The sequence below is a fragment of the Candidatus Palauibacter sp. genome (genome assembly GCF_965261555.1).
Taxonomy (GTDB): domain Bacteria; phylum Gemmatimonadota; class Gemmatimonadetes; order Palauibacterales; family Palauibacteraceae; genus Palauibacter.
Genome location: NZ_OZ253465.1, coordinates 1,039,132 through 1,063,073 on the forward strand (window position 1 = coordinate 1,039,132; position 23,942 = coordinate 1,063,073).

The window sequence follows — 23,942 nt, forward strand, 5'->3', positions numbered from 1 at the left end:
CCACGACAAATCCGGCTCGCTAGACGGACCCGGCGACGTGCCTGGAGATGCGGTCCGGGAAGTAGCGAATGAGGCTCTCGGTGATGAGGGGAGCGGCCTGCCCGAGTCCGCAGGCACTCGTCTGCATCATCGTGTCGCCCAGGTCGTGCACCTCGTCGATCCAGGCGCCGATCTCGGCCGGGCCCTCGCCGTGCAGGCGCTCGGTGAGGCGCTGCGTGCCGATGCGGCAGGGGAAGCACTTGCCGCACGATTCCTCGGCGAAGAACTCCATGGCGGAATGGGCGACCTCGATCATGTCCCGGGAGTCGTCGAAGACCATGATGCCGCCGGCGCCCAGGAACGACCCCTTCGATCGGATGTCGGGCTCGTCCAGCGTGACGGCGAGATCGTCACCCGCCAGGAAGCCGCCCGAGAGCCCCGCCATCGTCACCGCCTGGATCTTCCGCCCGCGCGGTACGCCGCCGGCCCAGTCGTCGATCAGCGTCATCAGGGGGAAGCCCATGGGTACTTCGTAGTTGCCGGGGCGAGCGACGTCCCCGGAGAGCGAGATCACCTTCGTGCCCGCGTGGTCGCCGATCCCGAGATCCCGATACCAGTCGGCGCCGTGCACGAGGATATGGGGCACGGAAGCCAGCGTTTCGACGTTGTTCACGACGGTGGGAAGGTCCTCGTACCCGTGCGTCACCGGGAAGGGCGGCCGGTTGCGCGGAAACGGGTGCTTGCCCTCGAGGCTGTTGAGAAGAGACGTCTCCTCGCCGCAGATGTAGGCGCCCGCGCCACGGCGTACCCAGAGGTCGAACGGTCGTCCGGGCCCGAAGGCGTCCGGCCCCAGCAGCCCGTCGCCGCGGGCCTCCTCCAGGGCCGTCTCCAGGATGCGCATCGTGTCCGGATACTCGTAACGGAGATAGATGAACCCGCGCGTGGCCCCCGTCGCGAAGCCGGCGGCGATCATCCCCTCGATCACCGCGTGCGGGTCGTAGTCCATCAGCGCCCGGTCCTTGAAGCAGCCCGGCTCCCCCTCGTCCGCGTTGCAAACGATGGTTTTCGGCTCCCCGGCGGCCTCCGCCACGGCCCGCCACTTCCGCCCCGTGGGGAAGCCGGCCCCGCCACGCCCGGCCAGACCGCTGGCGTCGATGACATCGAGGAGCGCATCGGGCCGCCCGCGGAGGGCGTTCTCCAGACCGGCATAGCCGCCCGTCGCCCGATAGCCCGCCAGGGTGGCGCGTCCGGGAGTTCGGATGTGCGCGAATACACACTCCTCGATGTCCGGCGGCACCGCGGGCGGAAGAGGAGAAGGCCGGGCGGAGAGTTCGGCCACCGTCGTTCCGCAGAGAACCCGGTCACGGTCGAGGACGGGGATCGGCTCGTCGCAGCGACCGGGGCAGGGCATCGCGTGCGCATCCGGCAGCGCTGCCAGCAGTTCGTCGGCCCCGGCAAGCGCGCAGATCGGCCCCATGCAGACGCGCGCGCGAGAGTAGCCCTCGGGGTCGCGGGAAAAGTGGTGGTAGAAGGTCACGGTGCCGAAGAGGTCGGCGATCGGAATCCGCAGATCCTCGGAGATGGCTCGGAGAGACTCCTCAGAGAGGCACCCATCCCTCTCGTGGAAGTCATGCAGCAGGGGAAGCAGGGGAGCGGGCCGGGTCCGCCACTTCGCGAGCAGATCCGCGTCCGAGGGCGTGTTCATGCCGTCATAGTTACCCGCCGACACGAATAGCGGCAAACGACTTCCGGCACCTCATCGGCGTCGGGCACGACCGTGGACGGAGCGCTTGCTCCGGCACCCCGGAGTTCGACACCGTAGCTTCGACCCATGATTACGCCCCGACGGAACACCGCGCGCGTCGACATCGATCGCGTCTCCGAAGCCTCGAGCCGAAGGCGGCGCGACGCCGTCGCGGTCGAAGAGCCGCTCGAGATCCGGATCGCGCCCGCGGACGGGGGAGAGCACCAGGTGGCCGTGACGATGCGGACGCCGGGAGATGACTTCGACCTCACGGCCGGGTTCCTCTTCTCGGAGGGGCTGCTGGGGCAGCGGTCCGAACTCGCCGACCTGCGGTACTGCGTCGACGTGGAGACGCAGGAGTACAATATCGTCACCGCGCATCTGACCGAGACGGCGCGCTTCGACCCGGCCGAGCTGACCCGGAACTTCTATACGACGTCGAGCTGCGGCGTCTGTGGAAAAGCCTCCCTGGAGGCGATCGAGATCCGGGGCTGTGCTCCCCTGCCCGCCGAGGGGCCGACCGTCGCGGCGGAGGTCGTGCGCACCCTCCCGGAAGCGCTTCGCCGCCGCCAGCCGGTGTTCGAACGGACGGGCGGGCTGCACGCGGCCGGCCTGTTCGACACGGCCGGTGAACTGCGCCTCCTGCGCGAAGACATCGGGCGCCACAATGCGCTCGACAAGGTGATCGGAGACCGATTCCTGCAGGGAGACCTGCCGCTGGGCGAGGCGGTGCTGGCCGTGAGCGGCCGGGCCTCCTTCGAGATCATGCAGAAGGCGCTCGCCGCCGGAATCCCGATCGTGGCGGCCGTGGGCGCCCCCTCGAGCCTCGCCGTCGACGTGGGCGCGGAGTTCGGGATGACGCTGATCGGCTTCGCCAAGCCGACGGGATTCAACATCTACACGGGGCGCCACCGCGTCGGCTGAAGGGACCGGAAGGCTCCCTCGTCACCCACCGGCGACGGTCAGCGCCTCCAGGCCTCCCGCGCCGGCAGGCCGCGGCTCACCAGCACCTCGATCCCCGGGTCGGAGAGAAGGTTGGACACGGACGCGTTCGCGAGTCCGTCCGTGAGCGGCCCGCGCAGGATCCCCCGCACCTGCCCGCTGGACCGGTCGCGGACGATGGCCAGGGGCGCATCCGTCTCCGCGTCCAGCGTAGCCGTGCCGCCGGGTCCCGAGAGCGTCACCTTCGCGAGCGCATCGCCCCACTCCGGCTCGACCGGGAGGGCGAACGCGAAACGCGATCCGCCATCGCCGTGAGCCACCTCCGGCATCTCGAAGCTCGTTGAGAACAGCACGCGACCGTCCCCCGCAGTGCCACGGAGTTCATAGGGGCCGCCCGGCCGGGGCGCGTCAGCGGGCGCGGCGACGACGAACGCCGGTTCCAGGAACGGCGCTCCGTCCGGCTCGATCCCTCCCCAGAGGAGAAGCGTTCGGGTCCGGGCCGCCGCCGACACCGCCGAGGCGCGTTCGTAGTAACGCCGGAACTGCGCCGCGTGCGTGAAGAAGTAGTCGCTGATCCAGTTCGGTTCGCAGTAGCCCATCAGATCCGGGATACTCGGATCGACCAACTCGCGCCGCTCGAAGTCATACCCCCAGGCGCCGCTCGATCCCTCTGCGTGCGGGAACGCCGGATCGGCGCCGCCGGCACCCCCGCAGGGCGCGTGACGGAGGCTCATGTTGTGGCCCAGTTCGTGCACGAAGGTATGCCGGTCCGGCGCCCCGAAGGCGACCGGGAAGCCACCGTACGCCACGCCCACCGAAACGGACGGCTCCGCCATCGTGCCCAGGTAATATCCCGTTTCTCCCTCGAGTCGTCGAATCACCAGCGTCTCGACCAGCAGGTCGAGTGTGCTCCGGCTCTCCGTCACGACGGGATCGTGCACGGTGACGCTGAACTCCCCGACCGGGAGCAGCGATCCGACGGGCGCAAGAAGCTCGCTGTCCGTCGAAAGGCCCTCGGTGATGTCGAGGATCGACGAGTCGGGCACCACGCTCCACAACATCGGAACGACCGTCAGATCGAGCGGAGGCATCGCGAGCACATCGACGCGGGAACGCCCCTCGACGGGGATGCGCTTCGGTACGCCGAGTACGGGATCCAGCACTCCCTCCGGATCGATCTCGACCACCATCTCCAGTCCGGGCTGGATCACCCAGCCGGGCACTACCTCGTTCGAAGACAGGTCGAGCGAACTCTCGTCCACGGCGGCGGGGATCTCGGCGGTCCCGGCCGGGATGTCCGTCCGATGTACTTCCTCGCCGCCGTGGTAGAATCGCACGCGAACCGCCGGCATCGTCGCGCCGCCAGCACCCGCGTCGGCCACGAAGACCCGCAGGAGGGCGGGATCGTCGGCGATCAACGGGACGGGGTGTGTCCGCGACTGGATCGCCTGGATGAGGTACGCCGCCGATTCCGCCTCTCCAGCCTCGATGCAGCGTGCCAACCGGCGCTGGGGGCGGCCCTCCAGCCAGGCGCGGAAGGCCGCATCCGCCGGAGCGCAAAGATCCGTGCCACCGGCCAGGAACATGCTGACCGACCCAAGGCGCCCGAGGGAAAGGGGGACCGGGCCGGCGAGTCCCGGATTGTCGTTCAGGATAAGCCCGTTGAGCTTCTCCAGGTCTCCCAGTTCTCCCGGGAGCTCACCGGAGAAGCGATTCGCAGACAGGTCCAGCCAGGTGAGGGAGGCGAGCGAACCCAACTCCTGCAGGATCGGACCCGTCAAGGCGTTGGATCCGAGAAAGAGGTGCTCCAGAGCTGCGAGGTTGCCCAGTTCCCGCGGGATCGGCCCCGTCAGTTCGTTACTCCCGGCCCTGAACTGTCGAAGGTTCGCGAGCGAGCCCAGTTCCGACGGGATGGGGCCGGAGAGATCGTTGTCGCCCAGGTAGAGTTGAGCAAGGCTCCCCAGATCGCCCAGCTCCGAGGGAATCGGGCCGGTCAGGGCGTTGTCGGAGAGCCCCAGGGAGGAGAGGCTGCCGAGACTGCCGAGGCGAGGGGGGATGGAGCCGGACAGATTGTTCCCGCCAAGATGGAGGTTCAGGAGGTTGGCGAGGTTGCCGAGTGCCGAGGGTATGGGACCTTCGAGGTCGTTGTTCGCCAGCCGGAGCGAGGTCAGGGATGAGAGGCCGCCGAGCGTTGACGGAATCGAACCCGTCAACTGGTTCGAGAAGAGTTCGAGGCTGCGGAGGTCCCCGAAGCTCCCGAATTCGGACGGTATGACGCCCTCCAGCCGGTTTCCGCCAAGCCACAGGTAACGCAGCGCTGCGAGGCGGCCGAGTTCCGGCGGAAGCTCGCCTTCCAGCCGGTTCCCGTGGAGCAACAGCTGCCGAAGACTGGTGAGACGGCCGAGGTCGGACGGTATGGGGCCGTGCAACCGGTTGTCCCTCAGGTCCAGGATCTGCAGCTCGGAGAGCCTGCCGATCTCCGCCGGGATTTCCCCGGTCAGGCCGTTATCGTGGAGGTTCAGGCGCCGCACTACGGCATTCGTGTCCGCCTCTACGCCGTACCAGCTCCCGAGCGGTTCGTCCGTCAGCCAGTTGTCGTGCCGTTCCCAGTTGGGGCCATCGGTGGCGTAGTAGAGCGTCTCCAGGACCTCGCGGGACGTGAGGGAGCACTGCACGCCGGGGCCGTCGTGGGAGGCAAGCCTCCCCAACCAGTCCCGGAACCGTTCATCGTCGGGGACGCACAGTTCGGTGTCGGCGTAGGTGAATTCGCTCAACGGCAGTTTCGCGAGCGCAAGCGGGAGCGGCCCCGTCAGCCCGTTGTCTCCGAGCCGCAGCTCCGTGAGCCGCGTCAGCTCTCCGAGGGAGGCCGGGAGGCGCCCCGCGAGGCCGTTGCCGGCCAAGTCGAGCGCCACCGCGCGGCCCAGGGAGTCGGCGGCGACGCCGCGCCAATCCTCGAGCACGGAGCCCGCGCCCCAACCGCCGGAGCGATGCCAGTCCTCGCCGCCGGTGGTCCGATACAGCCCGGTCAGAACCGCTACATCCCTGCGGTTGCAGTGCGCTTCGAATTCGACGATTCGGATGTCTTCCGCCCAGCGCGCGAAGGCCGCCGTGCCCGGGATACAGACTGGCGTCCGCAACGCGGCCACTTCCTTCAGGCGTTCGAGGCGCAGAAAGGCCTGGGGGACGGGGCCCGCGATGTCGGTCCAATACAGGACGAACTTCTCCAGGCGGTCGAGATTCGCGAGCTCGCCCGGGATACGCCCGCTCAGCGGATTCCTGTAGACGTGGAGTTCCCTGAGCCTGGAGAGTTGCCCGAGTTCCGGGGGGAGGGGGCCGGTCAACCGATTGATCCCGAGGCCCAGAACCTCGAGGTGCGCCAGCGTGCCGAATTCGGGCGGGATCCGGCCGCGGAGGCTGTTGCGGATCAGGTTCAACTCCCTGAGGCGCTTCAGACGGCTCAACTCGACCGGTATAGGACCGACGAGGTTGTTGGCCTCAAGGTCCAGTTCCGTGACGCGTCCTTCATCGTCCACGCCGACGCCATGCCAGTCCGCGAGCGGGAGGTCCGTCAGCCAGTTCTCGTCGTGGATCCAGCCAGCCCCGTCCGTGACGTCGAACAGCGTGGTGAGGACGAGTCGGTCGGCATCCGCGCCGGACAGCACCTCCACGCCCGCATCAGCCGAGGCCGCGCCGGACGTTGCGCGGATCGTCGCCACCCCGATGCCGACGCCGATGACGAGCCCGGTAGCGTCCACGGTCGCGATCGATTCGTCGGTCGAACGCCAGACCAGCCCGAAGTCGGTTACCGGATGACCGTTGGCATCCGCCGCCTCCACCCGCAGGCGGAGTGAGTCCTCGAGCGCCAAACCGACGGAGGAAGGCGACACCTCCAGGGCGGCCACGACCTGATCCACCGTCACGGTGGCGGCGCCCGAAGCCGCTTCCGCCGTGGCGGTGATGGAGACCGTCCCGTTGCCGACCGCCGTCGCGAGGCCCTGGGCGTCCACGGTGGCCACCGCCGGATCGCCGCTCTCCCACGTCACACGAATGCCGCTTACGACCTGGCCATTCTCGTCCCGCACCTCGGCGACGAGCCGAGCCGTGTCGCCCAGCGCTTCGAACCGCACGACGGACGGGCTGATCGAAATCGAGGTGGGCCGGGCGGGCTCCACGGGTGGGGATGGAGGGGCGACGGCGTCTTCACCGCACGACAGGGCGCCGGTCACCGAAACGACGACGGCCAGCCCCCAGCCATGGCGACACCGTTTCAGGGTGGCTGCCCCGCCGACGGTGCCCGGGTGATGAACCATACAAGTCCTCGCTGAACGGTCCGCTCTGAACCAGCCTACGGCGGAGTCATCCGCCCTCGCAAACAGACGGCGTTCGTGGGGTGAGGCCCCCATGGAACCGCTCAGGGGGGCATTGATCTGCCCACCCTGAGCGCAAGGTCGACGGCCGACTTCCTCCATCCCGTCAGGGTCGATCTGCGGTAGGCATCGGCGGTACGCTTCACTCCCTCGCTCATCGTCGGGTAGGGATGTACCAGCGACGCGAGCGTCCCCAGCTTCACCCCCGCCTTCATGGCGAGCGAGATCTCCGCGATCATCGTCCCCGCGCCCGGCGCGAGGACATGTCCGCCCAGGATCCGGCCCCCCTTCCCGACGACGATCTTGACTCGGCCCATGGCGGCGCGCTCGGCGATCGCCCGGTCCAGGTTCCCGATGTCGTAGACGTGCGCGGACACCGCGGATCCATGGCGATCCACGGCCTCGGCTTCGGTGAGCCCGACGTGGGCGAGTTCGGGCTCCGTGTAGGTGCACCACGGGATCACGCCGTAGTCGATGTTCGCGCGCACGGGAAAGAGCGCGTTCTGCACGACGGTGCGCGCTTCGTGGTCGGCGACGTGCGTGAACAGAAAGCCGCCGATGACGTCGCCGGCGGCGAAGATGTGTTTCCTGGATGTGCGCAGCTTCGAATCGACGGTGACCCAGCCCTTCGCGGTCTCCACCCCTGCCGAGTCGAGTCCCATTCCCTCCGTATTCGGCGCGCGCCCCGCGGCGACCAGCACCTCATCGACCTCGAACGTTTCGGGCGCGACCGCCGAATCGTCGCGGTCTGCGTCCCCGGCGGCGGCGATCGTAACGCGCCGCCGGTCTCCCGCCCGGTCGACCCGTGTCACGACGTGGCCGGTCCGGACCTCGATGCCCTCCTCACGCAGCCTGCTCGTCAGGAGTTCTCCCAGCTCCGGCTCCTCGCGCACCATGAGCCGGTCGAGCAACTCTACCACCGTGACGTCCGAGCCGAGGCGGCGGAAGGCCTGGGCGAGTTCGACGCCGATCGGCCCGCCGCCGACCACGGCGAGCGAGGCCGGGATCGTGTCGCGGTCGAAGGCTTCGGCGTGCGTGAAGTAACCTGCCTCCTGAAGCCCCGGGATCGGCGGCACCGCCGCCCTGGTGCCGGTGGCGATGACGAAACGGCGCGCGCGGATGCGGCGGCCGTCCACCTCGACTTCGTGCGGCGAAACGAAGCGGGCCGCCCCCTCGACCACATCGACGCCCATGGCGCGAAAACGCTCGGGATCATCGTGCGGCTCGATCACGGCCCGAGCGGCGCGGACGCTGGCGAGAACGTCCGCTCCCTCGACCGTCGGCCGGACGGGCCGCAGGCCGTGCGCGGCGGCGTCACGAAAATGATGCGCCACCCGGGCCGAGCTGATCAGGGCCTTGGAGGGCACGCATCCGGTCCAGAGGCAGTCGCCGCCCAGGCGGTCGCGCTCGATCAGCGCCACGTTCGCGCCCAGCCCCGCGCTCCCGGCGGCGGTCACGAGACCCGCCGTACCTCCGCCAATGGCGACGATGTCGAACATCCCGTCTCGATCCACGTTGCTACTCCCCTTGAACGGCCGATTTTCCTTGCCGGGCGTCCCGATTCCGGCTTAGCTTCGCTTCGTGCAGAATCCTACGCCCCAAGCTGCGGTGTCCCGGTCGGGCTCAATGAAAAGCCGCGTCCAGCCGCCTTCGATCCTCGACAAGTGTCGTGAACTAGCGACCGTGAACGACCTTCGCGAGGCCGGTCTCTATCCGTACTTCATGCCCATTGAGGCCTCGCACGACACCTGGGTCGTCATCGACGGCGCCCGCAAGATCATGGTGGGCTCCAACAATTACATGGGGCTCACGCATGATCCGCGCGTCCTCGAGGCGGCCCGCGACGCCCTCAACAAGTTTGGAAGCGGCAATACGGGCAGCCGCTTCCTCAACGGCAACCTCGATCTTCACGAGCAGCTCGAGGACGAACTCGCCGACTTCACCGGCATGGAGGCGGCGCTCGTATTCTCGACCGGCTACCAGACGAACCTGGGCACGCTGGGCGCGTTGATCGGTCGCGCGGACACGGTCTACATCGACAAGCTGGACCACGCGAGCCTCCAGGACGGCGTACGTCTGGGGCTCGGCCGCACGCGACGTTTCAACCACAACGACTTCGCCACGCTGCGCCGCATGCTCGCGGCCGAGAAGCCCTCGCGCGGCAAGCTCATCGCGGTGGACGGCGTGTACAGCATGGAAGGCGACATCGCCGATCTGCCCACCCTGGTGGAACTGAGGCGAGAGTACGGCGCGGCCATCCTGGTGGATGACGCGCACGCCGTGGGCGTGCTGGGAGAGACCGGGGCCGGCACCGCCGAGCACTGGGGACTCACCGACGAAGTGGACCTCATCCTCGGCACCTTCTCCAAGTCCTTCGCCTCGATCGGTGGCTTCGTGGCGGGCCGCGCGGACGTCATCGACTACCTCCAGCACAACGCCCGCGCCCTCATGTTCAGCGCGAGCATGCCTCCCGCCTCCGCCGCCACCGTGCTGAAGGCGCTGGAGATCATCCGCGACGAACCGGAGCGCCGGGAGCAGCTCTGGAAGAACACGTACCGGATGATGGAGGGCTTCAAGTCGATCGGGTTCGACATCGGACCGACCGAGACCCCGATCGTCCCCATTCTCATCGGGCCCATGGAGAAGACCTTCGTGTTCTGGCGCGCCCTGTTCGAGGCGGGCGTCTTCTCGAACCCGGTCGTTCCCCCCGCCGTTCCCGAGGGGAGTTGCCGCCTGCGCACGAGCTACATGGCCACGCACACGGACGACGACCTCGATTTCGTGCTCGAACAGGTAGAGCGCGTGGGGAAGAAGCTCGGCGTCGTCTGAACCGGCGTCTCCCACCATGACGAGTCTCGCTTCCTCCCTGCGCGTCGTCCCCGTCGAGAGCCGCGCCGATCTCAAGCGCTTCATCGACCTGCCGTGGTCGATCTATCGGGGCGATCCCGACTGGGTGCCTCCGCTGAAACGGGACGTGCGGGCGGCCTTCGACCCGGAGAAACACCCGTTCCACCTGCACTCGGAAGTCCAGCCCTACCTCGCGTTGCGCGACGGCCGGGCCGTGGGCCGGGTCTGTGCGATCCGGAACCGGAATCATGAACGGCTGCACGACGAGTCAGTGGGGTTCTTCGGCTGGTTCGAGTGCGTCGACGACCCCGAGGTGGCCGGGGCGCTGCTCGACGCGGTTCGGGCCTGGCTCCGCGAACGCGGCCTGACCGCGATGCGGGGTCCCACGAGCTTCTCGACCAACGAGACCTGCGGCCTCCTCATCGATGGAGATCCCGGACCGCCGGTCGTCCTCATGGCCTACAACCCGCCGTACTATCCCCGGCTGATGGAGGCTGCCGGGCTGCGGAAGGTCAAGGATCTCTTCGCCTGGCTCATGAAGAAGGGCGATTGGCCGCCGCACCTCTTCCGCGCCGAAAAGGTCGTGACACGCAGGTACGGCATCCGGATCAGGACGCTGGAAATGTCGCGATTCGACGAAGAACTCGGCCGCATCCAGCGCCTGTACAACGCGGCCTGGGAGAAGAACTGGGGTTTCGTCCCCATGACCGAGGCCGAGATGGATCACATGGCGGCCGAACTCAAGCCCATACTCGACCCCGAACTCGCGCTCTTCGCCGAGACGCCGGAGGGCGAGACCGCCGGCTTCGCTCTTGCTCTCCCGGACTTCAACCAGGTGCTGCGCCGGATGAACGGAAGACTCTTCCCCTTCGGGATTCTCAAGGCGCTCATCTACAGGCGGCAGATCACGTGCATGCGCGTCATCATTCTGGGCCTTGCCGAGGAATGGCGCGGCAAGGCCGTGGATGTCCTCCTCTACCTCTGGCTGTTCAGGAAAGGGATCGCCGCCGGGATGAAGTCCGCCGAGCAGTCGTGGATCCTCGAGGACAACCGGAAGATGAACCAGGCCATCGAGCGTCTCGGCGGCAGGATCTACCGGACCTACCGGCTGTACGAAGCGGCGCTTTAGTGGCATCGGTCTTTCTGACAGGGGGAAGCGGGTTCCTCGGCGGTCATCTCGCCGAGGCGCTCGTCGCGGCCGGACACCAGGTCACCGCGAGCGTGCGGCGAACGAGCGACACGCGCCATCTCGACCGCCTGGAGCTGAAGAAGGTCGAACTCGATCTCGGGGTGGAGGACAGGCCGGAGGCGGCCGCGGCCCTCGCGGGTTGCGCCGCCGTCGTCCATTGCGGCGCGCTCACGCGGGCGCGCAACGAGTCGGAGTTCATGGCCGTGAATGCGGTCGGCACGCGGAGGCTCGCGGAGGCGGCGGCGGGCGCGGGAGTCCGGCGGTTCGTCTTCATCAGCAGCCTCGCCGCCCGGGGCCCGGATGGCGCGGACGGCCCCGTGAGCCCCTACGGCCGGTCGAAAGCCGAGGCGGAGGCCGCGCTCGACGGCATCCGCGGGTCGATGGAGGTCGTCGTGCTCAGGCCGGGAGGCGTCTACGGCCCGCGCGACTCCGACCTGCTGCCGCTCTTCCGGCTGGCGGCGCGAGGGTGGGCCGCGATTCCACGCAGCCGTGTGCCCCTGCAGCCGGTGTACGTTGCCGATGTCGTCTCGGCCGTCCTCGCCGCCCTCGAGGCGGCGCCGGCGCCGCTCCCGCTTCCCATCGCGGCGGCGGAACGCCATACCTGGCGCGCGCTGGCGAGCGCTCTGATGGCCGCCGTGGACCGCCCCGGCCGTGTCCTGCGGCTGCCATCCACCCTCTTTCTCACCGTCGGGGCGCTATCGGAACTCGCGGGCCGCCTGACGGGGAAGGCCCCCGCGTTCGACCGGAGGCGCGCGCGCGATCTGTCCGCATACGCCTGGACCTGTGACATCGAGTCGAGCCGGAGACATCTCGACCCCTGGCGTCCGCGGGTCGGCATCGACGAGGGGCTCGCGCGCACCGCCGAGTGGTATCGCCGCATGGGCTGGCTGTGAGCGGCGGTGTCCGCGGGCGGCTTCTGCCCGTCGACCGCGTGGCCATCGGCTACTTCGGTTGCACGGGCCTCGTCGCCCTCGTGTTCGGTGGCCTCTCCGGCGCGGGAATCGCGGCGGCCCACGCGATCGCCATCTTCGGGATCACGCGACTTGCGGCCTGGCACCCCCGGGCCGGCCTCGCCGCGATCGCGAGGGGGGCGTACGCGGTGCTCATCACGCCCCTCCTGTATGCGGAACTGTCGGTCCTCAACCGCTTTCTCACGCAACGGTACTTCGACGCCACGGTGCAGGCGTGGGATGCCGCCCTGTTCGGCGGACAGCCGAGCATCGATCTCAGCGCGTGGCTCCCCTGGCTCTCCTTCTCCGAGGTGTTGCATCTGGGCTACTTTGGCTACTACGCCATCATCCCCGCCGCCATTCTGGGCGTGTTCGCGACACGGGGGCTCGAGGCCTTCCAGCGCACCGCCCTCGCCGTGGCCACCGCCTTCTTCGTCTCCTATCTCATTTTCATGTTCTTCCCGTCGCCGGCCCCCGATACGAGTTTGTCCAGATCGGCGGCGAGATCGGCGAGGGTACGCTGTTCGGGATCGTGCACGGGATCCTGGAGACCGGATCGTCAAAGGGCACGGCCTTCCCCAGTTCCCACATCGCCGCTTCCCTGGCCGGGGTTGTGGCCGCCGGACGCGAGGATCGGCGCTGGTTCCGGCTCCTCCTCGTCCCGGAACTCGCGTTGACTGCGGGGACGGTGTACGGTCGCTTTCACTATGCGGTCGACGCCCTCGCGGGCATCCTGCTCGGGCTGCTGGTCTGCGCCGTGCTGCGCGCACTCGAGGGCGCCCGCGCGGCCGAGGGCGGGCAACCCGCGGGCTGAACGGCGCATCATAGCGTTGGATCCGGAAGGTGACCTTCAGAGGGATGACGTGGACGAACGCGACCTGATCGCCTGCGCCAAAGCGGGAGAGCGATCCGCGATGGGGGAGTTGTACGAACTCCACGCGCGACGCGTCTACACCGTGATTCGCCGCCTCGTGGGCGACGATCACCTCGCGGAGGATCTCTCCCAGGAGGCGTGGATCCGCGCGTTCGAGAAGCTCCACCTCTTCCGGGGGGATGCGGCCTTCGGCACGTGGCTCTACCGGTTGGCGACGAACGTGGCGCTCAACCGGCTGCGCCGGTCGGCAAAGCGGCGTCCGGTGGAATCCGCCGCCGAGCTTCCCCGCGTGGCACGGGCGCACGACGATGTGATCGTGACGCGGCGGGTCCTGACCAAGGCGCTGGACCAGTTGCCGCCGGGGTACCGGAGGGTCCTCGTGCTGCACGACGTGGAAGGCTGGACGCACAACGACATCGCCGAGGCCCTGGGCTGTTCGCCCGGCACGTCGAAATCGCAGTTGCACAAGGCGCGGGCGCGCATGCGGAAGCTCATCGCTCCGGAAGATTCCGGAAACGGCGGTGCGCGAGGCGAAGCGCGCCTCTGAGAGGGATAGAAGAGATGGCGAACCACATGGATGCCGAGCGAATCTCGGCACTGCTCGACGAGCCGTGGGCCGACCGGGACTGCCGGGCCCACCTCGAAACGTGCAGGGAATGCCAGGCGGAGTTCGAGAGATTGAGCCGGCTGCGCATGGCGCTGTCCGCGCTGCCGGATGAGAAGGCGCCCGCCGGACAGTGGGCCGTGATCGAGGCCGCGCTGGATGCCGGCGAGGCCCGCCGCGGCGCCCGCTGGATCGGACGCGGCTTTGACGGCCGTCTCTTCGTCCCGGGACCGCTGCAGGCCGCGGCCGCCCTCGTGCTGTTTGCCGGCGGCGTGATCGCCGGCCTGCAGTTCACGGGCGGAAGCGTCGCGAATCCGCCGGGTGCGGCGGGGGATCTTCCCGCGGTCGTTTCAACCGATGACGACCGCGCGCTCGTCGACGGGCTCAGCCGGATGGAATCGTTGCGCTCGCCGCTCAGGCAGGTGGGGGCGGACGGGGCCGACGCCGCTTCGGAAGGCGGATCGAGTGCGAGAGATCCGTTGGAGACGGCCCAGAGGCTGGCGAGGCTGGAGGGGTTGATCCGGGCGCTCCGCGACCGCCTCGCGACGAATCCCGACGATCCCCTCGCCAGCGCCTACCTGCTGGAACTTGTGGAAACGCGCGATCGGCTCGCGGAGGATCTGGGCCGCGCCAGCGGGACGCGAACCTGGTGACCGCGCCCCTCTCACGGTCTCCGGGCCCGCTCGCCGCGGTTCTCGTTGCGGTTCTCGCCGCGGGCGTCCGTGCGCTCACGCCCCCGCCCGCCGCGGCGCAGGAGCCCCCGGCGGTCGACGCTCCGGGATGGATCGGGGTTCGCGTCGATGAGCGCTACAACTGCGGCTGGGAGACTTCGGACGACTGGAAGAACTGCACGCTCGTCATCCAGGTGCGAGAAATGCAGGAAGATGGGCCGGCGGCGCGTGCGGGACTTCTCGTCGGCGATCGACTCGCCGCGATGAACGATACGAGGATCACCCTCGTCAATCTGCCCGACCTGCTCGCATCGATCCGCCCGAGCGTCCCGGTACGGTTGCAGGTCACGCGAGACGGGACGGACCGAACGCTGGAAGTCATCCCCGACGCGCGGCCCCCGGACGCGGACGACATCCCGATGGTGGGCCGTCGGACGATCTTCGCGACGACGGGGAACCCGCGGCGTAGCACGTTTGTCCTGTGGTTGACGGACTCCGCCGGGCGCGACTCCACCGAGCGCGGCCGCGCCGGCTTCGCCCTCGCGTTCCGCGATACGGACGATACGGGTGTGGCGGTGGAGCCCTCCGCGGTGCGGGTCGTGGACGGTCGACTCAACGTGCTGCCCGTGCGCGACCGTCCGGCGTCGGAGTTGCCGGCGGTCCGTGTGGAGATACTCCGCGATCTTCAGCGCGAGACGGAATCGGCCTATCGGGACTTCACGGTGGCGCTCCAGAACGTCGGGGCCGTGCGGGCCCGCCTCTCGGCGATGGAGTTCCGGCGCCGCGTGGCGCGTGCCGCCCGGGTGGCACTGCCGGAGCCCGATCTCGCCGTGCGCCTCCATCGTACGTTCGCGGGAGCCGAGTTCGAGCCCGTACGCGATTTTTCCGACCGAGCCGGCCTGGACGGCCTCCTCGTCCTCAGGGTCGCGCGGGGAACGGTCACCGCCCGGCTCGGGCTCCGGGCGGGAGATCTCCTTCTGAGAGCGGCGGACCGTCCGACCCGGGAACTCGAGGACCTCGTCACCGCGCTCGAGTCGGAGACCGACTCGGCTCCCACCGTCGTATGGGTGCGGGGGAGTCAGGAAATGAGCGGGGTCTGGCCCCGGCGCTGATGGCTCGACCACGCCCGAGACATTCGACCTGGAGCATGCGGAGAGGACCGGTACGCTGCCGGCTCGACGCGCTGGCCGTCATCGCGGCTTTCCTCCTTGGAATCGGGCCCGGCGCGCCCCTTCAACCCTGTCCGAAGCACCAGGCGGCGCACGGCGACGAGTCGACGCCCCACACCGCCACCCTCCATGGCACGCATGCGGAGACCGCCGGCGCAGAAAGCCACGCGGGGCACTCCCACGCCGATGGTGCCGGCGCCACCACGAACTCGCACCCCCATTCGGGCGGACCGTGCGACTGTCTCGCGACATGCCTGACCTGCTGCGGGCCGGCCATCGCGGGATCCGCCCTGCAGACCGCGCACCCGACCTCTACCAGCCAGGCCCCGCGTCGGATGCGGCCCCTCGTCCGCCCGGCACCCGACCCGGCCGCCTACCTCCGACCGTTCGGACAACCGCCCCCCGCCTGACTCCTCGATAAGAGCCCGTACGAAAACGCCCGATAGCCCAACCCTGCCGGTCAGAGGGGGTCGGTGCGTCGGGCCGGTTGCCGGATCGACCCGGCCGCTCGCGAGGCGGCGTGCATCGAACGGCGACTCATCCCCTGTCGAACGAGGAGTCGAACCTTGAAGAAATGCATGATACCCGGCGCATTCGCGCTGCTGGCCCTTGCCGCGCCCGTCGCCGCGCAGTGGAACGCCTCGCGCGCGGACAGCCACGCCCCCATCGGCGTCATGGCCGACCACCGCCACGAGGCGGGCGAAGTGATGCTCTCCTACCGCTACATGACGATGACCATGGAAGGGAGCCGCATCGGCACGGATCCCGTCGCCGACGCGGACATCGTTTCGCCGGGAGGCGGTTTCATGATCACGCCGACGCGCATGCCCATGACGATGCACATGTTCGGGGCCATGTTCGCGCCGTCCGATCGCATCACGTTCGTGGCGATGCTCCCCTTCACGTCCAGTTCGATGGACCACATCACGCGCCACGGCGGGTCGTTCACGACTGAATCGAGCGGCGTGGGCGACGCCAAGGCGGGCGCCATGATCGGCTTGGCCGACTGGGCGAACCAATCGATCCACCTGAACGCGATGGTCGGTCTCCCGACCGGATCGATCGAACAGATGGACGTCCTCCCCATCAGCGACGGGCTGGAGGTCCAGCTCCCCTATCCCATGCAGATCGGCTCCGGCACTCTCGATCTGCGCCCCGGCCTCACCTGGCTGGGCCAGGCCGGCGGCTGGTCCTGGGGAGCGCAGGGGAACGCCGTGATGCGCATGGGGAAGAACGACCGCGACTGGTCACTCGGCAACCAGGTCCAGGGCACGGCGTGGTGGGCCCGGGTGCTGGGCGGCAACCTTGCGGCCGGTGTGCGCCTGGTCGCCACGCGGACGGGCAACATCGACGGCAGGGACGCGGCGCCGAGCGTGAACCCGGGCATGGTCCCCACGGCGCGCACGGATCTTCGCGCCGGCACCGTGGTGGAGGGAGGACTGAGCCTCAACCTTTATCTCCCCCGGGCCAGGGCCTTCAGGATCGCCGGCGAAGTGCTCCTGCCCCTCGTTCGCGACCTCGACGGGCCCCAGCTCGAGACCGACCTGACCTTCGTGCTGGGCCTGCAGGTCGTGCCCGTAAGGCACTGACCGGCAGCGCGTTGTTCGTACGGGGGCCGCCCCGCCCGGCCCCCGTGCGGCGTTGTGGTGAGAATCCACATGAGATCCCTCACGAGCGTGGAGCGTATACATACCATGTGACTGTATACAATCTGCATGGTTTGTCATCGGTGAAGGGCGTGCGTACTCTCTCCTCCCGCCGCGCCGATCCCCGGTGAAGCGTAAGGAAGATCCCCGAAACCGTTCGAGAAACCCCATGGCCGACGCGTCTCCCTCATACGACACCCTGCGCACGCCCTCCGGCGGAACCATCCGCATGGCGGGCGACGGCCTCGACGTGCCCGACCGCCCGATCATTCCCTTCATCGAAGGAGACGGGATCGGTCCCGACATCTGGCGCGCCGCGAGCGCGGTCTTTGAAGCGGCCGTCGAGAAGGCCTACGGCGGCGAGCGGCGGATCGCGTGGTTCGAGGTCCTTGCCGGTCAGAAGGCGTTCGATCGCACCGGGGACTGGCTTCCCGGGGACACGCTCCGCGCCATCCGGTATCACCGGGTCGCGATCAAGGGACCCCTCACGACGCCCGTGGGTGGCGGCATCCGGTCGCTCAACGTGGCGCTGCGCCAGCAACTCGACCTGTTCGCGTGCGTCCGCCCCGTGCGCTGGTTCGAGGGCGTCCCGTCGCCGGTTCGGCAGCCGGACCTCGTCGACATGACGATCTTCCGCGAGAACACCGAGGACATCTACGCCGGCATCGAGTGGGAAGCCGGCAGCGAGGAGGCCCGCCGTCTGCGCGCCTTCCTGAGCGACGAGATGGGCGTCTCGACGATCCGTTTCCCGGAGACCAGTTCCTTCGGGGTGAAGCCGATCTCGCGGGAAGGGACGCAGCGGCTCGTCCGCGCCGCGATCCGCTACGCCCGCGACCGGGGATACGGCAGCGTCACGCTGGTCCACAAGGGGAACATCATGAAGTTTACCGAGGGCGGTTTCCGCGACTGGGGCTACGAACTCGCGAAGGACGAGTTCGGGGCGCGGGAGTTCGGCGGCGGCCCCTGGTGCAGGAGCTCGGACGGGATCGTCGTCAAGGATGTGATCGCCGACGCGTTCCTTCAGCAAATCCTCACGCGGCCCGCGGAGTACGATGTGATCGCAACCATGAACCTGAACGGGGACTACATTTCGGACGCGCTCGCCGCACAGGTGGGCGGGATCGGCATCGCCCCCGGCGCGAACATCAACTACGAGACCGGCCACGCGATCTTCGAGGCGACGCACGGCACCGCGCCGAAGTACGCGGGACAGGACAAGGTGAATCCGGGGTCCGTGATCCTGTCCGGGGAGATGATGCTGCGGCACATCGGGTGGAACGAAGCCGCCGACCTTATTGTATCTTCCCTGAGCGCAACGATAAGTGATAAACGCGTGACGTACGACTTCGAGCGCCTGATGGAAGGAGCGACACTCCTCAGCTGTAGCGAGTTCGGCCAGGCGATGATCGACAACATGTGATGGAGAAAGAGATGAGAACGACACGCAGGTTTGCGGCGGTGGCGGGGTTCGTGTCCGTGCTGACCGTACCGGGTACGGCCGAGGCCCAGCTTCCAGCGGGCGTCACAGAGGTCGCGAGCGTCGAGGGGATTACGGAGTATCAGCTCGAGAACGGGTTGCGCTTCCTGCTCTTCCCCGACCAGAGCAACCAGCGCATCACGGTGAACATCACCTACCTCGTCGGCTCGAGACATGAAGGGTACGGCGAGACGGGCATGGCCCATCTCCTCGAACACCTCGTATTCAAGGGGACCCCGAACCACCCGGACATCCCGAAGGAGCTGGACGAGCACGGCGCCTTCCCGAACGGCACGACGTGGTTCGACCGCACGAATTACTTCGAGACGTTCCCGGCCACCGACGAGAACCTCGAGTGGGCGCTCGACCTGGAGGCCGACCGCATGGTGAACTCGTTCATCGCCCAGGAGGACCTCGATTCCGAGATGACGGTCGTCCGGAACGAGTGGGAAGCGGGGGAGAACAGCCCGCGGGGCGTGCTGCAGAAGCGGGTGCTGTCCGCCGCCTACGACTGGCACAACTACGGGAACTCCACGATCGGCGCGCGCGCGGACATCGAAAACGTGCCCATCGACCGGCTGCAGGCCTTCTACCGGAAGTACTACCAGCCGGACAATGCGATCCTCGTCGTCGCCGGGCGCTTCGACCCGGACCGGGCGCTCGAACTCGTGGCCGAGAAGTTCGGCGCCCTCCCGCGGCCGGATCGCACGGGGGCGAACCAGCTGTTCCGGACGTACACCGCCGAGCCCGCCCAGGACGGCGAGCGTACCGTCACGCTGCGTCGCGTCGGCGATGTCCAGTTCGCGATGGCGGCCTATCACATGCCGCCCGGATCTCACGAGCACTTCGCCGCCGTCGACGTGATGACGCACATCCTCACCGCGCGTCCCGCGGGGCGCCTCTACCAGGCGCTCGTCGAGCCTGGCTTGGCCGCCAACGCGTTCGCCGGCAACTTCCAGTTGCGCGAGCCGGGCATCCTGTTCGCCGGCACGGAGGTGCGCGAGGGCGACTCGCTCGACGAAGCTGCCGACGTCATGCTCGCCACGATTCAGGCGCTCGTCGACGAACCTCCCACCGAGGAGGAGGTCGACAGGGCGAAGACGGACTTTCTCTCGGGCATCGAACTCTCGTTCAACAACCCCCAGGGGATCGCCCTTCAGCTCAGCGAATGGGCGTCGATGGGCGACTGGCGCCTCTTCTTCCTGCACCGCGACCGCCTGGAGCGGGTGACGCCCGAAGCGGTCCACCAGGTCGCGCAGGCCTATCTGAAGCCCTCGAATCGGACGATCGGCTATTACTACCCGACGGAGGAGACCCCGGCCCGCGCCGAGATCCCCGCGCCACCGGACGTCGGTGCGCTGGTCGCCTCATACACGGGGCGAGAAGCGGTGGCCGAGGGAGAGGCGTTCGAGCCCACGATCGAGAACATCGAGGGCCGCACGGAGCGGTTCGTCCTGCCCAACGGCCTCAAGGTCGCCTTCCTCGCGAAGGAAAACCGCGGTGACGCCGTGAACGTGCGCTTCTCGCTCCGGCATGGCACGGAGAGCGCCCTCATGGGGAGGGCGACCGCCGCCTCCATGGCGGGCTCCATGCTGATGCGCGGGACGGAGAGCCGATCCCGCCAGGACATCTCCGACGAACTCGATCGCCTGAAGGCCCAGGGAAGCATCGGCGGGGGTGCCACCATCGCGAACGGATCGTTCACGACCGTGCGGGAGAATCTCCCGGCGGTCCTCCGGCTCGGCGCCGAGATCCTCCAGCAGCCGGCCTTCGACGCGGACGAGTTCGAACTGCTGCGCGAGGAGCGCCTGGCCGGCATCGAGTCGCAGATGTCGGAGCCGCAGGCCCTCGTGGTCCAGGCGTTCCAGCGCCATTTCAGCGAGTATCCGGCGGATCATCCCCGCTACTCGCCGACCTTCGAGGAACAGATCGAGCGCCTCGAGGCCGCGACGGTGGACGAGGCGCGCGCGTTCTGGGAGGGCTTCTACGGGGCGCAGGGCGGCACCATGTCCGTCGTCGGCGACTTCGACGCCGCGGAGATTCGCGCCCTGATCGAGGAACTGTTCGGGGACTGGACCGCGAGCGAAGCCTACGCCCGCGTGCCGGTGCAGTACCGCGAGATCGAGCCGCTGACCCTCGACATCGAGACGCCGGACAAGGCGAACGCCATGATGTTCGCCGGACTCACGGTTCAGATGCGCGACGATCACCCCGACTACCCTGCCCTGCTCCTCGGCAACCACATCCTGGGCGGCGGCATGAACTCACGGATGTTCAGCAGGATCCGGGGGGAGGAAGGCCTGTCGTACGGCGTGGGCTCGAACTACGGGGCGCCCCCGATCGATGACAATGCGCAGTTCATCGCATTCGCGATCTTCGCGCCGGAGAACGGGGACAAGGTCGTGGCATCGTTCACGGACATCCTCGACGTGACGCTGGCGGATGGGTTCACGGAAGAGGAATTCGAGGGCGCGAAGCGCGGATACCTCGATCAGGCGCAGAACGCTCGCTCGAACGACGCCGTCATCGCGAACATGCTGTCGAACAGTCTGTTCCTGGACCGTCCGCTCGCATTCACGGCGGAGCAGGAGGCCGCGATCGAGGCGCTGACCGCCGCCGACGTGGTGGCTGCGATGCGGCGCCACATCGATCCGGCGAAGCTGACGATCGTCCGGGGCGGCGACTTCGCGAACAAGCTCGTCCCCTAGCAGCCCGTGGCAAAACCCCGCGTCAGCGCCGCTCGAACGCAGCGGGGCTTTTGCCACGGGCTGCTAGACTGTCCGTCGGACTCCCCGGCCCGGCTCGCGGGCCGGGGAACGGCGGGCGGCCGGATCAGCGGCTGCCCGTCTGCTCCTGCTCCACGTTCAACTGGGTGACGTCCGGGCTCCACCGCGTATCGCCCAGCAGGTGCTTCACGAAGTACTCCGCGCGCAGCCAGAACCAGTAGTCGCTCATGTCCCCGTAACCGTGCCGCTGGCCGGGGAAGACGAAGTAGTCGAAGCGCTTGTTGGCCCGGATCAGCGCCTCCGCCATGCGGTGCGTGCCCGCGTGGTGGACGTTGTTGTCGATGTCCCCCGTCGTGAGCAGCAGGCGCCCCTTCAGGTTCGCGGCGAGGTCCGAGTTGCGCTCGATCTCGTACTCGAACGTCACGTTCCCGCTGTCGTCGACGACTTCACGCACGCCGTGGTGTTTCTCGGACCAGTTCTGGTTGTACACGTCGTTGTTGTGGTTCCCGGACGAGGAGACCGCGACCTTGAAGAAATCCGGGTAGACGAGCATCGCCGCCGTCGACATGAAGCCGCCGCCCGAATGTCCGTAGATGCCCACGCGGTCGATGTCGATGAAGTCGTGCCGGTCGGCGAGTTGCTCGATCGCGGTCTTCTTGTCCGCCAGCCCGTAGTCGCGAAGGTTCCCGTAGCCGTAGTTGTGGTACCACTTCGAGCGGGCCGGGTGGCCGCCGCGGTTCCCCACCGTGATCACGATCATCCCGAACTGGGCCAGCGCCGTCTCGTAGCGCGCCGTCGAGAACGACTTCGCGACGGCCTCCGTCTGCGGCCCGGGATAAACGTAGGCGACGAGCGGATACGTCTTCTCCGGATCGAAGTCGAACGGCTTGTAGATCACGCCGTACAGGTCGGTCACGCCATCGTCCGCTTTCACGGTGTAGGGCTCGGGGAACCCGTAGCCCGCCTCTTCCAGCTTCGAGAAATCCGCCGTCTCCAGGTCCATGATCCGGCGGCCGTTGGCCGCGTGGAGCGCGGAGGTCGGCGTCGTGTTCACGCGCGAGTAGTTGCTGACGAAGAAGCGGTTCGACTCCCCCAACTCCGCCCGGTGATCGAAGTCGCCGGGGTTCAGAATCGTCAGCCCGGAGCCGTCCAGGTTCACGCGGTACAGGTGCTGGTAGTAGGGATCCTCTCCCGCCTCGCGCGCGTTGGCCTGGAAGTAGACGACGCCGGCCGACTCGTCGATCCCGACCACCTGGCGCACGGACCACGGACCCTCGGTGAGGCGGTTGCGGAGCGTGCCGTCCGGCCCGAACCGGTACAGGTGCGCCCAGCCGTCCCGCTCCGACCACCACAGCATGTCGCCGGACTCGAGGAGTTCGAGCCGCTGGAACTCCACGTAGGTGTTGAGCCGCTCCTCGAACAGCACGCGCGCCGCGCCCGTCGCCGCGTCCGCCACCATCACGTCCACGCGGTGCTGGTCGCGGCTCTGCCTCACGAAGTGAAGCTCGTCCGAGCCGGGAGAGAGCCACAGCGAGCGGAACGGCTCCTCGCTGTCCGGATAGCGGAACTGGCGCGCGGAGGTCGTGAAGAGGCGATGGTCCTTCCACTCCTCCGGCATCGCGACCTCGACCATGTTCCGGTCCGGGAGGTCGTAGATGAGAAGCTCGGGCTGGCTCACGGTCTCCTCGCCCGGCATGTCGTACTTGTAGGACTCGAGCTCGGGCCGCTTGTTGCCGACCATGTGGATGACCCAGAGGTTCCCCACCTCCCGCCGGTCGCGGCGGATGAGGGAGAAGCGGCGCGAGTCATGGGCCCACGAGATCGACACCCGCTTCCGCTCGTCCGCGTTCTCCTCCCGCTCGATGTCCGTGTCGCCGCGCTCGAACACGGCGTAGCTGTAGTGCTCCTCGCCGTCCGTCGTGAGCTGCGTCTCCTCGACCTCGATCCCCTCCTCCGCTTCGTCCGCCTCGTCCCCGCTCTTCCCGCGGCGCGCCTCGAGGAACTGCTGGTAGTCGTCACCGCTCATCATGTGGAGGTTGTGGTCGCGGGCGAAGATGACCGTCTGGCCGTCGGGGGACACGCTGGCCCATGACGGGTGATTGTCGGGTGCCTCCCAGTCCTCGAGTTCCCGCAGCACCCGCGTGTTCACGTCGTATTCGAAGTGGAACACCTTCTTGCGTGCACGCCGGCGTTGCTGCTCGCCCTCTTCCTCCTCCTCGTCCAGCTCCTCCATCTCGGATTCCGTCTCGTCTTCCTCCTCATCCTGCGACGACTCGACCTCGAACTGGAGCGTGTTCGCGTCGATGAACTTGATCGCGCGGATCGGGAGGTGCTGGCCGTCCCAGGGATCGCGCGTGATGCGGGTCAGTTCGGCCGCGATGCGGTCGTTGTCGAAGATCTGCCGCTTCGTCCCGGCCACCGGATCCACGATGTAGTAGAAGGAGCCGTCGGAGGTCTCCCATTCGTACCAGAAGGACTCCGAGCCCTCGATCCACTGCGGATCGACCGAGGTGGAGTAGACGAGATCCTGGATCTTGTACGGGGCGAAGCGCGCCGCGAGGCGGTAGTTCGCCGGGTCTTCGGCGGCCTCCTGCGCGGCGAGCGGCGCCGCAAGCAGGATCACGGCGGCGAACGGAAGAAAACTGCGGAGACGGGCACGGTATGCGGAGTTCATGGCAAGACTCGCGGTTGTCGTTTGGAGAGCAGGCGACGAGAGAACGTCGGAGAACGTGGAGGGAGCACCGTCGGCCTGTCCAG

Annotated in this window: 15 protein-coding genes; 11 read left to right on the top strand and 4 right to left on the bottom strand. The window is 68.3% G+C overall.

All coding sequences use genetic code 11. From position 1 onward, the window contains the following. Nucleotides 1-19: 19 nt before the first annotated feature. Nucleotides 20-1,684 carry an NADH-ubiquinone oxidoreductase-F iron-sulfur binding region domain-containing protein gene (locus tag ACQY5G_RS04440; RefSeq protein ID WP_428277387.1) on the bottom strand — a complete coding sequence of 555 codons (1,665 nt, stop codon included), beginning with the start codon at nucleotides 1,682-1,684 and terminating at the stop codon, nucleotides 20-22. Nucleotides 1,685-1,810: 126 nt separating this feature from the next. Here ACQY5G_RS04440 and fdhD point away from each other — a divergent pair, with 126 nt between their 5' ends. Further along, entirely contained in the window at nucleotides 1,811-2,647 is an 837-nt protein-coding gene (gene fdhD, locus ACQY5G_RS04445; protein ID WP_428277389.1) for a formate dehydrogenase accessory sulfurtransferase FdhD, read from the top strand. A gap of 38 nt (nucleotides 2,648-2,685) precedes the next feature. Here the strand turns inward: fdhD and ACQY5G_RS04450 are convergent, their stop codons facing one another. Together ACQY5G_RS04450 and ACQY5G_RS04455 are read right to left on the bottom strand one after the other, a co-directional pair. Beyond that, entirely contained in the window at nucleotides 2,686-6,975 is a 4,290-nt protein-coding gene (locus ACQY5G_RS04450; RefSeq protein WP_428277391.1) for an Ig-like domain-containing protein, read from the bottom strand. 101 nt (nucleotides 6,976-7,076) lie between these two features. Next, entirely contained in the window at nucleotides 7,077-8,546 is a 1,470-nt protein-coding gene (locus ACQY5G_RS04455) for a dihydrolipoyl dehydrogenase family protein (RefSeq protein ID WP_428277393.1), read from the bottom strand. A gap of 112 nt (nucleotides 8,547-8,658) precedes the next feature. On the opposite strand from ACQY5G_RS04455, the gene ACQY5G_RS04460 reads away from it, so the two are divergent. The 10 genes from ACQY5G_RS04460 (at nucleotide 8,659) to ACQY5G_RS04505 (ending at nucleotide 21,167) form a co-directional block, all read left to right on the top strand. Continuing rightward, nucleotides 8,659-9,861, top strand: a complete 1,203-nt coding sequence (locus ACQY5G_RS04460) for an aminotransferase class I/II-fold pyridoxal phosphate-dependent enzyme (protein ID WP_428277395.1) — start codon at nucleotides 8,659-8,661, stop codon at nucleotides 9,859-9,861. A 16-nt stretch (nucleotides 9,862-9,877) separates the two neighbouring features. Continuing rightward, complete coding sequence (locus ACQY5G_RS04465) at nucleotides 9,878-11,008, top strand: N-acetyltransferase (RefSeq protein ID WP_428277397.1); 1,131 nt, start codon at nucleotides 9,878-9,880, stop codon at nucleotides 11,006-11,008. Then, on the top strand, nucleotides 11,008-11,961 hold the full coding sequence (locus ACQY5G_RS04470) for an NAD-dependent epimerase/dehydratase family protein (RefSeq protein ID WP_428277399.1): 954 nt from the start codon (nucleotides 11,008-11,010) through the stop codon (nucleotides 11,959-11,961). Before ACQY5G_RS04465 ends, ACQY5G_RS04470 begins: the two co-directional genes overlap by 1 nt. 340 nt (nucleotides 11,962-12,301) lie before the next feature. Next, nucleotides 12,302-12,832, top strand: a complete 531-nt coding sequence (locus ACQY5G_RS04475) for a phosphatase PAP2 family protein (RefSeq protein WP_428277401.1) — start codon at nucleotides 12,302-12,304, stop codon at nucleotides 12,830-12,832. 49 nt (nucleotides 12,833-12,881) lie between these two features. Next, on the top strand, nucleotides 12,882-13,439 hold the full coding sequence (locus ACQY5G_RS04480; protein ID WP_428277403.1) for an RNA polymerase sigma factor: 558 nt from the start codon (nucleotides 12,882-12,884) through the stop codon (nucleotides 13,437-13,439). A gap of 14 nt (nucleotides 13,440-13,453) precedes the next feature. After that, nucleotides 13,454-14,149 (top strand): anti-sigma factor family protein, encoded by a 696-nt coding sequence (locus ACQY5G_RS04485; RefSeq protein WP_428277405.1) that lies wholly within the window; start codon nucleotides 13,454-13,456, stop codon nucleotides 14,147-14,149. After that, a complete protein-coding gene (locus tag ACQY5G_RS04490; protein ID WP_428277407.1) occupies nucleotides 14,146-15,279 on the top strand; it encodes a PDZ domain-containing protein in 1,134 nt (377 codons plus the stop codon). The genes ACQY5G_RS04485 and ACQY5G_RS04490 overlap by 4 nt, the downstream gene beginning before the upstream one ends. Nucleotides 15,280-15,914: 635 nt before the next feature. Beyond that, nucleotides 15,915-16,925 (top strand): transporter, encoded by a 1,011-nt coding sequence (locus ACQY5G_RS04495; protein WP_428277409.1) that lies wholly within the window; start codon nucleotides 15,915-15,917, stop codon nucleotides 16,923-16,925. A gap of 286 nt (nucleotides 16,926-17,211) precedes the next feature. Beyond that, nucleotides 17,212-18,402: an NADP-dependent isocitrate dehydrogenase gene (gene icd / locus ACQY5G_RS04500; protein WP_428278643.1), complete on the top strand. Its 1,191-nt coding sequence runs from the start codon at nucleotides 17,212-17,214 to the stop codon at nucleotides 18,400-18,402. 11 nt (nucleotides 18,403-18,413) lie between these two features. Continuing rightward, entirely contained in the window at nucleotides 18,414-21,167 is a 2,754-nt protein-coding gene (locus tag ACQY5G_RS04505) for a M16 family metallopeptidase (protein WP_428277411.1), read from the top strand. 124 nt (nucleotides 21,168-21,291) lie between these two features. Here the strand turns inward: ACQY5G_RS04505 and ACQY5G_RS04510 are convergent, their stop codons facing one another. Continuing rightward, nucleotides 21,292-23,859 (bottom strand): DPP IV N-terminal domain-containing protein, encoded by a 2,568-nt coding sequence (locus ACQY5G_RS04510; RefSeq protein ID WP_428277413.1) that lies wholly within the window; start codon nucleotides 23,857-23,859, stop codon nucleotides 21,292-21,294. Nucleotides 23,860-23,942 lie beyond the last annotated feature (83 nt).

Excerpts from the sequence above, each read along its gene's own strand:
- ACQY5G_RS04440 (WP_428277387.1), bottom strand. The coding sequence starts at position 1,684 with ATGAACACGCCCTCGGACGCGGATCTGCTCGCGAAGTGGCGGACCCGG.
- fdhD (WP_428277389.1), top strand. The coding sequence starts at position 1,811 with ATGATTACGCCCCGACGGAACACCGCGCGCGTCGACATCGATCGCGTC.
- ACQY5G_RS04450 (WP_428277391.1), bottom strand. The coding sequence starts at position 6,975 with ATGGTTCATCACCCGGGCACCGTCGGCGGGGCAGCCACCCTGAAACGG.
- ACQY5G_RS04460 (WP_428277395.1), top strand. The coding sequence starts at position 8,659 with ATGAAAAGCCGCGTCCAGCCGCCTTCGATCCTCGACAAGTGTCGTGAA.
- ACQY5G_RS04465 (WP_428277397.1), top strand. The coding sequence starts at position 9,878 with ATGACGAGTCTCGCTTCCTCCCTGCGCGTCGTCCCCGTCGAGAGCCGC.
- ACQY5G_RS04485 (WP_428277405.1), top strand. The coding sequence starts at position 13,454 with ATGGCGAACCACATGGATGCCGAGCGAATCTCGGCACTGCTCGACGAG.
- ACQY5G_RS04495 (WP_428277409.1), top strand. The coding sequence starts at position 15,915 with ATGATACCCGGCGCATTCGCGCTGCTGGCCCTTGCCGCGCCCGTCGCC.
- icd (WP_428278643.1), top strand. The coding sequence starts at position 17,212 with ATGGCGGGCGACGGCCTCGACGTGCCCGACCGCCCGATCATTCCCTTC.
- ACQY5G_RS04505 (WP_428277411.1), top strand. The coding sequence starts at position 18,414 with ATGAGAACGACACGCAGGTTTGCGGCGGTGGCGGGGTTCGTGTCCGTG.
- ACQY5G_RS04510 (WP_428277413.1), bottom strand. The coding sequence starts at position 23,859 with ATGAACTCCGCATACCGTGCCCGTCTCCGCAGTTTTCTTCCGTTCGCC.